Here is a 14,938-nt window from a genome sequence, read left to right as displayed (position 1 = left end):
CAAAAATATTTTTTTTAAAATAGTGATAAAATTGAAATTTTTTACGTCGGTTTCAATAAAAATTTTATTTTTGCCGTTCACTAAATAATTTTTAAATGGCAACTTACAATAAAAGAGGATATAAGACACCAAAAGAGAAGGAAGTTAAAGAAGTTAATGAAGAAGCACAGGTAGTTATTGACGAAAAAGACAGCACTACAGCTGGCGTTTTCTCAAAATTAGATGAGACAGCTTCAAAAACTGAGGATTGGGTGGCTAAAAATCAAAAAATCATTATTGGTTTAGTTGCAGGTATTGCTGTTGCTACAATTGGATACTTGGCTTACCAAAAATTTATTGCTACTCCTAAACAAGAAGAAGCGGCTAGTGAAATGTTTGTTGCACAGCAAAATTTTGAAAAAGCAGTAAATGGTGTTTCTAGCGATTCATTATACAAATTATCATTAAACGGTTCAGAAGGTAAATTCGGATTTATTAAAATCGCTGACGAATATTCTGGAACTGATGCTGGAAATTTAGCAAACTATTATGCTGGTATGGCTTACTTAAATACTGGTAAATTTGATGAGGCAATTAAATATTTAGGTGAATTTAAATCTGAAGATGTAATCTTAAATGCTTTGGCTAAAGGTGCGACAGGAGATGCTTATTCTCAAAAAAATCAGCAAAAAGAAGCGCTTGATTTTTATGTAAAAGCTGCTGAGTCTAACAAAAATGATTTTACAACGCCTCGTTTCTTATTAAAAGCTGGAAAAACTGCTTTGGCTTTAGGTCAAAAAGAAGATGCATTGAAGTATTTTAATGATATTAAAGATAATTACGACAGTGCTCCAGAAGCAGCATCTGTTGATGCCTTAATTGGATTAGCGCAATAAAAATTTTAGACTTTAGATTTTAGATTGTAGATTTGTAGTTACAAATCTATCCCGAGGCTTCGGGACTAAATTAAAAAATCTAAAATATAACAGATGGCTACTGAAAATAAAAATCTATCAGAATACGATAAAAACACAATCCCAAACGCGAAAAACTTTCGGTTTGGGATTGTTGTTTCTGAATGGAATGATACTATAACAGAAGGACTTTATAATGGTGCTTTTGATGCGTTAATTGATTGTGATGTTCCTGCCCAGCAAATTATCCGCTGGAATGTTCCAGGAAGTTTTGAATTAATTTATGGAGCAAAAAAAATGCTTCAAACACAAAATGTTGATGCCGTTATCGTAATTGGATGTGTAATTCAAGGAGAAACCAAGCATTTTGATTTTGTTTGCGAAGGAGTTACTCAAGGAATTAAAGATTTGAATGTTCAAACTGATATTCCGGTTATTTTCTGTGTTTTAACAGATAATAATATGCAACAGTCCATTGACAGAAGCGGAGGAGCTCACGGAAACAAAGGAACCGAAGCGGCAATTGCCGCAATAAAAATGGCGTATATTCGTCAGCAGGCGTCAATAGCTCATGCTTATAACCAGCCTTTGTTGTCTTCTGGTGCAATTCAAATCGAAGATACGCCAAGAAAAATAGAGAAGGAATAAAACACATTTGTTTTAAAAATAGGAAACCTATACTGTGTAATAACGGTATAGGTTTTTTTGTTTTTTTTATGACATTTCTTATTTAAAAAGCCAATCAAAATTCACTAAATTTGTACTTCTTGGTTTATAGAAACTAATCTAAACTTTAAAACTATTTTTGCTTAATGTCGAGTATTATTCAATTGCTTCCTGATCACGTTGCTAACCAAATTGCTGCTGGAGAAGTGGTTCAAAGACCCGCTTCAGTTGTAAAAGAATTGTTAGAAAATGCTGTTGATGCCAAAGCAACTGATATTAAATTGATAATAAAAGATGCTGGTAAATCACTAGTACAAGTTATCGATAATGGTGTTGGAATGACGGTTACAGATGCGCGTTTGTGTTTTGCACGCCATGCAACTTCAAAAATACGCCAAGCGGAAGATTTATTTTCGCTAGGTACCAAAGGTTTTCGTGGAGAAGCTCTGGCTTCTATCGCTGCGATTGCGCACATGGAGATGAAAACCAAACAAGATCAAGATGAACTTGGAACTCACATTGTAATCGAAGGAAGTAAATTTGTTTCGCAAGAAGTGGCAGTTCTTCCAAAAGGAACTTCATTTGCAGTTAAAAACCTGTTTTTTAATATTCCGGCTCGTCGTAATTTCTTAAAATCAGATACAGTTGAGTTTCGTCATGTAATGGACGAATTTCAGCGTGTGGCTTTAGCGCATCCAAATATTCATTTTAGTTTTTACCACAATGGAAGTGAGATGTACAATCTTCCTGCTGCAGGATATCGCCAGCGAATTGTAGGTATAATGTCTGGTAAAACCAACGAAAAATTGGTTCCAGTAAATGAAGATACCGAAATTATAAATGTGCAGGGTTTTGTTTGTAAACCCGAATTTGCTAAGAAAAATAGGGGAGAGCAGTTCTTTTTTGTAAACGATCGTTTTATAAAAAGTGGTTATCTGCATCACGCAGTAATGTCTGCTTATGACGGATTATTGAAAGATGGTGCGCAGCCTAGTTACTTTTTGTACCTGCAAGTACCGCCAAATACAATTGATATCAATATACATCCCACTAAAACTGAAATTAAATTTGATGATGAGCAGGCTTTGTATGCTATTTTAAGAGCTTCGATCAAACATAGTTTAGGACAGTTTAATGTGGCTCCAGTTTTAGATTTTGACAGAGATTCCAATTTAGATACGCCATATCATTACAAAGATGTTGAGGCAGAAGTGCCTACTATTCAGGTTGACGGAACTTTTAATCCGTTTACAGATGATAAAACCAATCAGCATTATAGTAAAGCTAGTTCTGGATCTAATTATAGTTCAGGTTCTTCTTCGTCATCGTCTTCTGGTTCTTCTTATTCAGGATCTTCCTACTCGGGTTATTCAAAAAGAGTAGAGCCAACGGCAAGCTGGGAAAGTTTATATGTGGGTTTAGATACAGAAAATCCTGAAACGATAGAGAGTTCGCCTTTTACATTTGAGAACGAAGAAGTAACTTCTTCTTTATTTAATGATGATGAGGTAGAGCAGGCAACACACAAAACATATCAAATTCATAAAAAATACATTGTTTCGCCAATAAAATCAGGAATGGTTATTGTTGATCAACAGCGAGCGCATCAACGTATTTTGTATGAACAATTTTTGTTGAATATGACAGTAAATCAAGCATCAAGTCAGCAATTGCTTTTTCCGCTTGATTTGTTTTATTCAGCCTCCGAAATGGAATTAATTGAAGAATTAAAACCTTCATTAGAAACAACAGGATTTGTTTTCGATCAGACAAAATCAGATCATATTGTAATTTCTGGAATTCCAGTAAATATTACCGAAAGCGAAGTTTCTCTTGTAATCGAGCAGTTATTGAGCGATTTACAGGACGGAATCCCAGCAAATAGTTACAGTCAAAATGATACAATTGCCAAATCAATGGCAAAAAGTTTAGCGGTTAAAACCGGATCTTATTTAACCGAAAAAGAACAAGATAATTTAGTAAACGGTTTGTTTGCTTGTAAAGATCCAAATATTTCACCTTTTCAAAAACCGACCTTTATCACCATGCGTGTTGAAGATATAGATAAAAAGTTTGCCTTATGATGAACATGACTCCAGTGGTTAAACAACTGCTAATTATTAATATTATATTTTTTATTGGTTCTCAGTTAGTGCCAGTTTCTTATGAATATCTGGCGATGTTTTTTCCTGAAAATCCTAATTTTAAAGTTTGGCAGCCAATAACACATATGTTTATGCATGGTGGTATTATGCATATTGCATTTAATATGTTTGCATTGGTTTCTTTTGGATCTGCTTTGGAGCATTTTTGGGGAGGAAAAAAATTCATCTTCTTTTATATTTCTTGTGGTTTAGGCTCAGCTTTACTTCATACTCTTGTGAACTATTATTTTTTTCAGGATACAATGAGTACTTTGATAGCAAATGGTTTTAATAAAACGCAGATTTTACAACTTTTAAGTGAAGGAAAAATTGATACTAGATGGCAGAGTTTGGTAAGTGTGGCTCAATTTGAAGGATTTACGAGTGCTTATATAGGAACAGTTGTGGGAGCATCAGGCGCTATTTACGGTTTACTAACGGCTTTTGCATTTATGTTTCCTAATGCTGAACTAGCACTAATGTTTATCCCTATTCCAATTAAAGCAAAATACTTTGTTCCGGGGCTTTTGTTGATTGACTTGTTTTTAGGCGTTAAAGGGACTTCCTTGTTTGGCGGTGGAGGTACTGGAATAGCGCACTTTGCACACGTTGGTGGTGCTATTACTGGTTTTTTAATGATGTGGTACTGGAAAAAAAATCAGTTTAACAGTAATCGTTGGAATTAATTTTTAACTTTAAGTTTAAATTCTAAACCAAAAGAAGTTTTATGAATATTCTAGACGATTTGAAATTACAATATAGATTGGGAGGCATAGTCATGCGCGTTATTTATTGGAATATCGCATGTTTTATAATCTCATTAATATTTTTCTATCAATTTTCAATTGGTCAATTTGATTTTCCAAGCTGGATTGCGTTATCGTCAGATCCTCAGGTTTTCATGTTCAAACCTTGGACTTTTTTAACCTATGCATTTTTTCACGATGGGTTTTTCCATTTGTTGTTTAATATGATGGTTTTGAACTTTGCAAGTTCATTGTTCTTAACTTATTTTACTCAAAAACAATATTTAGGATTGTATATTCTGAGTGCTCTTTTTGCGGGAGTTGCTTTTGTATTAAGTTTTTATTTGTCAAATATCAGCGGTTCTATTGTTGGTGCATCTGCAGCCATAATGGCAATTTTAGTTGCGGCAACAACTTATTCTCCGCTAATGAATGTCCGTTTGTTTTTGTTCGGAAACGTTAAGTTATGGCATATTACGGCTGTAATTTTAGTTTTAGATTTAATGCAGTTTCGTTTAGGGAATATGGGCGGGCATATATCGCATCTTGCAGGTGCTTTTTTTGGATTTATCTATATTAAATTACTCCAAAATGGTACAGATTTAAGTATCATTGTTTCTAAAACATTAGATTTCTTTGCAAATCTTTTTAGAAAATCTCCTTCGACCCCATTTACAAAAGTTCATAAAAATTACAAAAAACCTACAGAAAGATCAACATCAAGAATTGTCACGAAAGATAAGACGCAGCAACAAATTGATGAGATTTTAGACAAGATCAGCCAATCTGGTTATGACTGCCTGACAAAAGAAGAAAAAGAGTTTTTATTTAAAGCTGGAAAATAAACTTGTAGGAAGAAAAATATGAAAAACCTTTCTTGGTTTAATAAGATAATGTTCTTTTTGAATATAGTACTGACTGTCCTTACATTTAGTGTCTATATTTTACCTTTTTTAGCACCTAAGAGCTTTCCGCTTTTATCGGTGCTTACTCTGTTTATGCCGGCCTTTTTTGTTGCAAATGGATTATTCTTCGTTTATTGGGCAATTCAATTTAAAAAGCGCCTTATTTTATCTGGTTTGGTATTGCTGACTGGAATTACCTTCATCAATAAATTCTATAAATTTTCTGCAAAAGAATACGTTCAAGACGAAAAAGATTTTTCTGTAATGAGCTATAATGTCCGTCTTTTTAATGTTTTTAAATGGCTGGATCGAGATGATATTCCATCAAATATTAAAGCTTTTATAGATGAAAAAGATCCAGATATTCTTTGTATTCAAGAGTACTCAAACTCGGCGCATATTGATTTAAAAGTTTATCCGCATCGTTATATTTTTATAGATGGAAAACAGATTAAAACAGGTCAGGCTATCTTTTCAAAATTTCCAATTATAAACGAAGGAAATATTATCTTTCCAAAATCGGATAATAATGTGGTTTACGCTGATATAAAGCGCGGAAAAGATGTAATTCGTGTTTATAATATGCACTTACAATCTATTAAAATTTCTCCAGATGTAAGTGAAATTTCAGATGATATTGATAATGTAAATCAGAAGAAATCACAACGTATTTATGCTAGAATAAGTAAAGGTTTTACGCAGCAGCAGGAACAGGCAGAGATTTTTAAGGAAAATATTAAGCAGTGTAAAACTCCATTTATTATCTGCGGCGATATGAATAACAGTCCTTTTTCTTATGTTTATCGAAGCATTAAAGGAAAGCAAAAAGACGCCTTCGAAGAAGCAGGAAAAGGTTTTGGAGCTACCTATAAATTCCGTTATTACCCTGCTAGGATTGACTACATTTTTACAGACAGTAAAATGAAAGTAAAACAATTTGAAAGCTTCTCAGATTTTGAAAACTCAGATCATTATCCGATTATGACCAGACTTTCGATGGAATAAAATAGATGAAATTCCAATTTTTTAAAATCCAAATTTCAAAGATGAAAATTGGATTTTCTATTTGATATCTAGTTTCTGAGTTTTTAAATAATCCATTGCAAATTTACCTTCATTAAAAAGTAAGTCTAAAACACTTAAGTTGTTTATGAAACTATGTTTGTCGTCAAATACCTGAGTGTATTTTTCGAAAGAGTTTGTGTCTTTTTTTCCGTTCGCTAAATATCTAAAATCAGCGAAATCTGGTGTTTCATGAAAATATTCTGTTGTTTTCCCGAATTCAAATTTCATTCGAAGACATTTTGTTACAATGTCCAAAACTTCGAAATTCAGATCCATTAAAAAAGTATGTTTTTTTTCGAATATAGACACGATATCGTCCTCGAAGTACTCGAAGAAAGGCGAGCTTCTATAAGCTGCTTCCAGCGATTTAAAATGCTGTTTCTGCCAGTCAAATTCATTTTCAATCAAAATGTCTTTAGTCTTTTGATGTGCTTCTTTTGAATGCTTAACAGGAATATTTAATAATTGAATTCCGTTTGGACTATAGATGTAAGTTCTATTTCTATTAGTTTGTTTCTGAAAATTATCCTCCATTTCAAATGTGATTTTTTCAGATTGCGCTATTACTGCAAAATGACTAATAGATGGAAAATAAGTCGGAAGTATTAAGGAATTCATTGTGATTTTAGTTTAATCGGTAAATCGCTTAATCGTACTTTTTTGAGAAACGATTAAACGATTTACCAGTTTAACGATTTAATGTTTTTATTTTTTTAAATGTTTCAGGTTTCAAGTTTCAAGTGTTGTCGAACTTGAAACTTGAAACCTGAAACAAAAATAACTTTTTTTTAATTATGCTTTATTCTCTCTTCTTTTTCTCCATACAAAATCTCCAACGAAGTATAATGCAAGAGCTATTAAGAAATATTTGAAGTAAGATTGCGGCTGTCCTTCACCATCAACGGTAGTGAAAACTCTATTCCATCTAATTTTATTTATGCCTTTTCCGTTCGTATCCCAGCTCATCCAGATGAATACTGGTTTTCCTACGATGTGATTTTCTGGAACGTAGCCCCAATAACGGCTGTCTTCAGAATTATGACGATTGTCTCCCATCATCCAATAATAGTTCTGTTTGAAGGTATATGTCGTTGCTGGTTTTCCGTTAATTAAAAATTTAGAACCTTGTAATTCTAATTTATTTCCTTCGTAATTCGTGATAATTTCTTTGTAAAAAGGAAGTGATTCATTGTTTAACGCAACCGTTTTTCCTGCTTCAGGAATGTAAATTGGTCCCATGTTATCTTGACTCCACTTATTAATATGAGGAAAAATTCTGTTATCGTCTGTTTTGTCAATTTTACGTATCACCGCAGTAACGCCAGGAGTATTTTTGAATCGCTCAGCTCCAGCTTCTGTTAATGAGCCTAAGTAAAGCGTATCTCTTTTTTCTGTTGTAAAACCTGCAGGATCAGTGATGTCTAATTCTTTAAATAATGATTCGAAATCAATTGGAGTTTTTCCATCTAAAGCTACAGAATAAGAATATTGTGGTTTAGCTCTTTCTGGTAAAACCAGTTTTTTTCCATTAATAAAAACAAAACCATCTTTTATTGATAAACTGTCTCCAGGAATACCAACACATCTTTTTACGTAATTTGATTTCTTGTCAATAGGTTTGATAACCCCTGGTCTTCCTTTTGGTTCAAAGAAATAATGAACGGTATCTACTGGCCAGTTAAAGACAACTATATCGCATCGTTTTATTTTTTGGATAGCTGGAAGTCTGAAATATGGTAATTGCGGCCAGCTTAAATACGATTTACTTTTAGTTAAAGGAATAGAGTCATGAACCATTGGCAATGCTACCGTAGTCATTGGTACTCTTGGCCCGTAATTTAATTTACTCACAAATAAGAAATCACCAATTAATAAAGATTTCTCTAAAGATGATGTCGGAATTGTATAAGGTTGTACAACATAGGTATGTACTAAAGTTGCTACGATAATTGCAAAAAGTAAAGAACTAATTGTGTCTCCAGTTTTGTTTTCAGGAGTTAATTTACGATCTGCACGATACTCTAATTTTTGAGTATAATTTACATAATAAATATAAAAACCTAGAGTGAAAAGGCCTAGAAAAGTATCCAAAGTAGATCTTTTACCAAATGTTCTTAAAGTTTCTACCCATACAACAGGAAACATAATTAAGTTGATGATTGGGATAAAAAGTAATAGTGTCCACCAAGTCGGGCGTCCGATAATTTTCATTAAAACGATAGAATTGTATACCGGAATTGCTGCTTCCCAGCTTTTTCTTCCTGCTGCCTGATACAGTTTCCATGTACCAAGAAAATGAATTATTTGAACAGCTAAGAAAAATACGAACCAAGAGTAAAGTGTCATAATATTGTATTTTTAAGTTTCAAATTCAGGATTGAATGTTTTTAATTAATCCAAAACTTTATTCGATTTATTGTAAGTTTAGTACATCTTTCATAGTGAAAATTCCTTGTTTGCCTGCAAGCCATTCTGCAGCTATAACAGCGCCAAGCGCAAAACCTTCACGATTGTGAGCAGTATGTTTTATTTCGATACTGTCAATAACAGAATCGTAGTTTACGGTGTGTGTGCCAGGAACTTCTCCAATTCTTTTTGCTTCTATATGTATTTCATTTGATTGAGCTTCTTCTAAAGTCCAATTAGCATAATTACTGTTTTCAATTACGCCTTTTGCTAGAGAAATTGCAGTACCGCTCGGAGCATCAAGTTTGTGGATGTGGTGAATTTCTTCCATCGAAACTTTATAAGAATCAAACTGATTCATGATTTTGGCTAAATATTCATTTAATCCAAAGAAAATATTTACACCTAAACTAAAGTTTGAACTCGAAATAAAACCGCCTTTTTTCTCATTGCAAAGAGCAATCATTTCGTCGTAATGTTCCAGCCAGCCAGTTGTTCCAGAAACTACAGGAACATTAGCATTAAAAGATGCTGAGATATTATTAACTGCTGCTGATGGAACACTAAAATCTATGGCAACATCCGCTGTTGAAAGTCCGTCATAGCTATTAAATTCATCTTTCTTTAAAACTATTTCATGACCTCTTTCTAAAGCAATTCTTTCGATTACTTTCCCCATTTTTCCGTATCCTAAAAGCGCAATTTTCATTATAATTATTTTTTTATTGATTTTTAAATAGACGTTACTCTATTAAAACTTGTAGTTAAAGGTTAGTCCAACGTTTGGTTTAAATGTTACATCGTCGGGATAAATTTCTGGACGCATTGATAGTCTTTCGTTTACGTTAAACTGAATCAAAGCGGCATCGACATTGGCATCAATTATGTTTAGCACATAAAAACCAACAACAAATAAGGCAGATAAGTCTCTGTTTCTTTGATAAAACTTTTGCCCGGCAATTAGTCGGTTGTCGTCCAAAAATTGATAATTATCATCGTTATAGCCTTCTAATCTTCGTTTATAGGCGTCACGATAATCGTGGTATTTTTTATTGTTGTCTATATAAAAGTACAAACTTGTTCCGATTGCTCCGTAAACCAATGGAATTTTCCAGTATTTTTTATTGTAAGCCTGCCCTAAGCCGGGTAAAATTGCAGAGTAAAAGGCTGCTTTTGCGGGTGTTAGCGGATCTATTTCTTCTAATGCAGTAGTGTCTTTTACGACCAAAACCGTGTCTTTTTTTACCTGGGCAAAAAGAGAAACGGTTCCTGTTAGAAAGAACAATAGACCGATGGGGACAATTTTATTCACTATCCGTTTATTAATTTTATAATTCTGTTAAAGTCTGCTTCAGAATTGAATGGAATTGTGATTTTTCCTTTTCCGTTGCCAGCGACTTTAATATCAACTTTCGAACCAAAATAATCGTTAAAAGTATTTTTTTGAGTTTCTCTTACCACAAACGCAGAATCTGTTTTAGGTTTTCCTTCAGCTTTAGGCTGCTGCCCTTCATGATAATTTTTTACCAGAGCTTCTGTTTCACGAACAGATAAATTCTGGCTTACAATTTTTTGGTAGATATCTGTTTGAACATCAAGGTCTTCAATGTTGATAATTGCTCTACCGTGTCCCATGCTGATAAAACCGTCACGAATACCAGTTTGGATAATCGGATCTAATTTTAAAAGACGTAAATAGTTGGCAATTGTCGAACGTTTTTTTCCAACTCTTTCACTCATTTGTTCTTGAGTTAATTGAATTTCATCGATCAAACGCTGGTATGATAATGCAATCTCAATTGGATCTAAGTCATGACGCTGAATATTTTCAACCAAAGCCATAACTAACGATTCGTTGTCGTTTGCAATACGAATATATGCTGGAACATGAGTTAATCCTATTAAGGTAGAAGCACGAAGACGGCGCTCTCCTGAGATTAACTGATATTTATTGAAATCTAATTTACGAACAGTAATAGGTTGAATTACACCAAGTTCTTTAATAGAAGTGGCTAATTCGCGTAAAGATTCTTCATTAAAATTGCTTCTAGGCTGAAACGGATTTATTTCGATAGCACTTATTTCAAGCTCAATAATATTTCCAACAACTTTGTCAGCATTTTTATCTTCTACTGATGTAATGTCGTTTTCTGGATCTTTTAATAATGCTGATAATCCTCTTCCTAAGGCTTGTTTTTTAATTGCTTTTGTCATAAAAACTATTTGCTGTTTTTCTTTATAATTTCTTGAGCTAAATGAATGTAGTTTACGGCACCTTTACTGGTAGCGTCATAATTAATGATGCTTTCACCAAAACTAGGCGCTTCACTTAATTTTACATTTCGCTGAATTACGGTATCAAAAACCATATCGTTAAAGTGTTTTTGAACCTCTTCTACAACCTGATTAGATAAACGTAGTCTTGAATCGTACATAGTTAGCAATAAGCCTTCGATGTCAAGATCAGGATTGTGTATTTTTTGAATACTTTTAATAGTGTTCAATAATTTTCCTAATCCCTCAAGAGCAAAATACTCACATTGAATAGGAATAACTACAGAATCTGCAGCTGTTAAAGCATTCAAGGTTAACAAACCTAAAGAAGGCGCACAGTCGATAATGATATAATCATATTCATCTTTCACGCTTTCTAATGCTTTTTTAAGCATATATTCACGGTTTTCTTTGTCAACCAATTCAATTTCGATAGCCACAAGGTCAATATGAGCAGGGATCACGTCTACGTTTGGGGCTGTACATTTTAAAACGGCTTCTTTCGGTGTTATACTGTGTTCCAGAATTTGATAAGTTCCAGCTTCAACTGTTTCTACGTCAATTCCGAGACCAGATGTAGCATTGGCTTGAGGATCAGCATCGATCAACAATACTTTTTTTTCTAAAACACCTAATGAGGCAGCAAGATTTACTGATGTAGTAGTCTTTCCAACGCCTCCTTTTTGATTAGCAATAGCAATGATTTTGCCCATTTATTTTCTGAATTTTGAACCGTAAAAATACAATTATTTATGGTTTTTGAAAATCTATTTTGTTAACATTTATGAAAGTTTGTTTAACCGTTGTTTGGTGGGTGTTTGCAGAAATTAATTTTAGTTTTCAAAAGAGTTATTAAAGATGTTTCTTATTTATTTAATTCTCTTTTTTGTGATTAAAACTTTGAAATCATTTAATTCTAAACAAAATCAGTATCTTTTTATAAATAAGATTTTGGTTTTAAATATAGTTTTAAATAATAAGTTGCTAATTTTTTAAAATCTCGATTGTCACATAAACAACGCCGCTCTTTTTATTGGAAGTAATATCCATAAAAGCTCTTTTACTGAGGTCAATTTCTCTTCCTTTCACAAAAGGTCCCCGATCTATAACTTCAACTAAGACAAACTTTTTATTTTTTTCGTTTGTGATTTTTAGTTTTGTTCCAAAAGGAAATGTTTTGTGCGCTGCGGTAAAATCATTATTGTTGAATTTTCTACCGCTCGCTGTTTTTCGCCCATTGAATTTATCATGATAGTAAGAAGCGTGAGCATTTGTCTTATATAATACGCTTTTTGTTGCTAATAAGCAGGAATCAATTGGAATGATGTTTTTTTGCTGTGCGATTCCAACTATAGAAAAAATTAAGGCAATACATAATATAATCTTTTTCATTTCATTTTCTTTTTCATTGCCGGCAAAAAAAAGCTATTAAAGAAAAACAGATATGTTCTAGAAGGTTTATTTATGTCAGAAAAAGACAAATTTTTTAGATTTTGTAGTGTTTTTGATGAGAAAATTGAGAATAGAAATGAACGGGAAGCTTAAGGATTATTGCTATTTTGGGCTTTCTAAAAACTATCACTATTACAATCTATCAAACCACAAAAATGAACATTCTTATGAGTAAAAAAGTAATCTCATTATTTACATTTATGCTGCTATTCTGCAGTTTTTCATCTTATTCAGATAATTACAAAATAGAAGGGAATAAAAAAATCGAACGTAAAATTGTTTACAACAAAAAGAAACATAATATAAGTTTATCATGGTCGGCTTTTGGTTCTTCTGGAAATTATATCATTACAAGAGGAGGAAGTCGTTTAGCATCTGATTTTGTGACTGTGGGTTCAACTTCTAAACTGACATTTATAGACAATAAACCAAATACTAATAAATACGAGAACTATTATAGGGTTACTCGTAATTCGATAACAGTCATAATTTCATTAGAAGATCAAATGTTTGGTGATAATATGTATTTCTATGATAGAAAATACGAAAAGGCAGAAACAGCACGAAAAGATATTAATTCACATTTTGGATCTATTGGTCTAGGCGGATCAAATGGCGAATGGACAACAAAACGTCAGGCATATTATTTTAAAGCAAATATTGAAGGACAAACTTACGATTCTGGCGGATCGGGTTCTGCGTCATCGGCGGAAGCTAACTCGATAGAATTAGGATTCTACTCTCACATTGGAGGTTTAGGAAAAGTTCCGTCAGATGTTAAACTAGGGTCTATCTTTACGAAACCTCATCTTTCGGGTGGAGCAAATGCTACTTGTACTTTTTGGCGTTCTGTAGAAAATGTTGAAGTAATGCGAGATTTTGCTTGGACAGTTTCTCAATCAACCAGTGCACGAAGAATGCTGATTGAAAGTACTTCAAAATATATTTCAGATATTGGCGACACGAATTTTTGGGGCAGCGGTGGTTTTATTGCCGATACTCATTATACATCATCCAGGCCTAATTGGGGCGGACAACAGCAATGGTATACCAGAAATGCCATTTTTCCTTCTGGCTCGGGAGCTATGGGCGGTTCCTATAATATGGTTTGGCAAGGCTGTGTTAATCCTCCAAAGGCAGATGATGCTAATTCTCCAATTCCTGCTACGCCTATTATAAGAGAAAAACCTTTTCTTTTTTTAGATAAGGATGGCGAATACAAAGTTTTTGTTCCTGCATGGCAAAAAGATAGAGTAGGAGTTTCTTGGTCGGCAGCAGATATGGGTAAAGGCGAAATTCAAGATTTGCTTACTAATTGGTATGTTGCCAAAGAAAGTGATACTGATCTGGAAATCAATAATGCATTAAAAGCTGGTAAAAATATATTTTTCACTCCAGGACATTACTCACTGAATGCTCCTATCCAAGTCAACAGAAAAGACGCTATACTTTTAGGTGCTGGTATAGCTTCTGTAACACTTGAACCGACTGATAAAAATATTTGGGGATGTATTTATGCTGATGATAAAGACGGAATTATCATCGCAGGACTTCTTATGGATTCCTTTAATAGTACAACTTATCAAATTAGAATTGGAAACGAAGGAGCAAATGCCGACCATTCTGCAGATCCAATTCTGCTTACAGATATTACTTGCAGAGTAGGTGGTGTTCAATCAAAGAATATTCAGATACATGCTTCTATGCAAATTAACAGTAGTAATGTGGTGGGTGATCATTTCTGGCTGTGGCGTGCCGATCATGGTTCGCAGAAAGGTGGCGATGCACGCTGGTTAAGAGATCGATGCAAGAACGGACTTATTGTTACTGGGGATGATGTTACTCTTTATGGTTTGTTTACAGAACACTATCAAGAATATGAGGTATTATGGCTGGGAGAACGCGGCAGAACTTTTTTCTTTCAAAACGAACCGCCTTATGATGCGCCGAATCAAGCAAGCTGGAGCAGTCAAGGAGGAAGGGTTGCTGGTTATGCAGCATTTAAAGTAGCCAATACTGTAAAAGAACATCAAAGTATTGGAATGGGGTCTTATGCTGTTTTTACGGGAACGGATGGTAATGTGAGTAAGAAAAATGGTTTTGAAGTGCCTAATAGTCCAAATGTGAAACTCGAAAAAATGTGTACCACTCGTTTTGCTGGTCCGGGTAATATTCAAAATGTTATTAATGGAATTGGCGGCAGCACCGCAACTGGTGCAAAACGCGTAGCATTATATAATAATAGAGAAGGAACACAGCCTTTTGATGAGGAATTTAATTTGCCTAATGAGGAATCTTATCCTGCTTATATTGTGATGGAGAAGTAAAAGAAAAAATATTCTTAAATAAAAAAAAGCTCTAACAGAAGTTAGAGCTTTTTTTCGTCA

Annotated in this window: 14 protein-coding genes; 7 read left to right on the top strand and 7 right to left on the bottom strand. The window is 33.6% G+C overall.

Annotated features, from left to right (window positions below):
- Positions 1-95 precede the first annotated feature (95 nt).
- The 6 genes from ASE40_RS00070 (at position 96) to ASE40_RS00045 (ending at position 6,359) form a co-directional block, all read left to right on the top strand.
- Positions 96-875 carry a tetratricopeptide repeat protein gene (locus ASE40_RS00070; RefSeq protein WP_057114784.1) on the top strand — a complete coding sequence of 260 codons (780 nt, stop codon included), beginning with the start codon at positions 96-98 and terminating at the stop codon, positions 873-875.
- A gap of 93 nt (positions 876-968) precedes the next feature.
- Complete coding sequence (gene ribH / locus ASE40_RS00065; RefSeq protein WP_057114783.1) at positions 969-1,541, top strand: 6,7-dimethyl-8-ribityllumazine synthase; 573 nt, start codon at positions 969-971, stop codon at positions 1,539-1,541.
- Positions 1,542-1,705: 164 nt separating this feature from the next.
- On the top strand, positions 1,706-3,643 hold the full coding sequence (mutL, locus tag ASE40_RS00060; protein ID WP_057114782.1) for a DNA mismatch repair endonuclease MutL: 1,938 nt from the start codon (positions 1,706-1,708) through the stop codon (positions 3,641-3,643).
- The gene (locus tag ASE40_RS00055; RefSeq protein WP_082586717.1) at positions 3,640-4,389 is read left to right on the top strand and encodes a rhomboid family intramembrane serine protease; all 750 of its coding nucleotides are present in this window, start codon (positions 3,640-3,642) and stop codon (positions 4,387-4,389) included. The genes mutL and ASE40_RS00055 overlap by 4 nt, the downstream gene beginning before the upstream one ends.
- Before the next feature lie 41 nt (positions 4,390-4,430).
- Positions 4,431-5,294, top strand: a complete 864-nt coding sequence (locus ASE40_RS00050; protein ID WP_057114781.1) for a rhomboid family intramembrane serine protease — start codon at positions 4,431-4,433, stop codon at positions 5,292-5,294.
- Positions 5,295-5,312: 18 nt separating this feature from the next.
- Positions 5,313-6,359: an endonuclease/exonuclease/phosphatase family protein gene (locus ASE40_RS00045; protein ID WP_057114780.1), complete on the top strand. Its 1,047-nt coding sequence runs from the start codon at positions 5,313-5,315 to the stop codon at positions 6,357-6,359.
- A 57-nt stretch (positions 6,360-6,416) separates the two neighbouring features.
- On the opposite strand, the gene ASE40_RS00040 is transcribed toward ASE40_RS00045, so the two are convergent.
- The 7 genes from ASE40_RS00040 to ASE40_RS00010 form a co-directional block, all read right to left on the bottom strand.
- The gene (locus ASE40_RS00040) at positions 6,417-7,037 is read right to left on the bottom strand and encodes a WbqC family protein (RefSeq protein WP_057114779.1); all 621 of its coding nucleotides are present in this window, start codon (positions 7,035-7,037) and stop codon (positions 6,417-6,419) included.
- A gap of 174 nt (positions 7,038-7,211) precedes the next feature.
- Positions 7,212-8,765: a signal peptidase I gene (gene lepB, locus ASE40_RS00035; RefSeq protein ID WP_057114778.1), complete on the bottom strand. Its 1,554-nt coding sequence runs from the start codon at positions 8,763-8,765 to the stop codon at positions 7,212-7,214.
- Positions 8,766-8,832: 67 nt separating this feature from the next.
- Entirely contained in the window at positions 8,833-9,534 is a 702-nt protein-coding gene (dapB, locus tag ASE40_RS00030) for a 4-hydroxy-tetrahydrodipicolinate reductase (protein ID WP_057114777.1), read from the bottom strand.
- A 42-nt stretch (positions 9,535-9,576) separates the two neighbouring features.
- A complete protein-coding gene (locus tag ASE40_RS00025) occupies positions 9,577-10,137 on the bottom strand; it encodes a DUF5683 domain-containing protein (protein WP_057114776.1) in 561 nt (186 codons plus the stop codon).
- Entirely contained in the window at positions 10,137-11,039 is a 903-nt protein-coding gene (locus ASE40_RS00020; RefSeq protein WP_057114775.1) for a ParB/RepB/Spo0J family partition protein, read from the bottom strand. Before ASE40_RS00020 ends, ASE40_RS00025 begins: the two co-directional genes overlap by 1 nt.
- Positions 11,040-11,044: 5 nt before the next feature.
- Complete coding sequence (locus ASE40_RS00015; RefSeq protein WP_057114774.1) at positions 11,045-11,812, bottom strand: ParA family protein; 768 nt, start codon at positions 11,810-11,812, stop codon at positions 11,045-11,047.
- Between the two features lie 271 nt (positions 11,813-12,083).
- Positions 12,084-12,491, bottom strand: a complete 408-nt coding sequence (locus tag ASE40_RS00010; RefSeq protein WP_057114773.1) for a septal ring lytic transglycosylase RlpA family protein — start codon at positions 12,489-12,491, stop codon at positions 12,084-12,086.
- A 227-nt stretch (positions 12,492-12,718) separates the two neighbouring features.
- Here ASE40_RS00010 and ASE40_RS00005 point away from each other — a divergent pair, with 227 nt between their 5' ends.
- The gene (locus ASE40_RS00005; RefSeq protein WP_057114975.1) at positions 12,719-14,878 is read left to right on the top strand and encodes a hypothetical protein; all 2,160 of its coding nucleotides are present in this window, start codon (positions 12,719-12,721) and stop codon (positions 14,876-14,878) included.
- The last annotated feature ends 60 nt before the right edge of the window (positions 14,879-14,938 follow it).

It is taken from the genome of Flavobacterium sp. Root935 (genome assembly GCF_001429295.1).
GTDB lineage: Bacteria > Bacteroidota > Bacteroidia > Flavobacteriales > Flavobacteriaceae > Flavobacterium.
The sequence above is the reverse complement of the archived record's forward strand: the minus strand, read 5'-3'. Positions and strand labels throughout refer to the sequence as shown.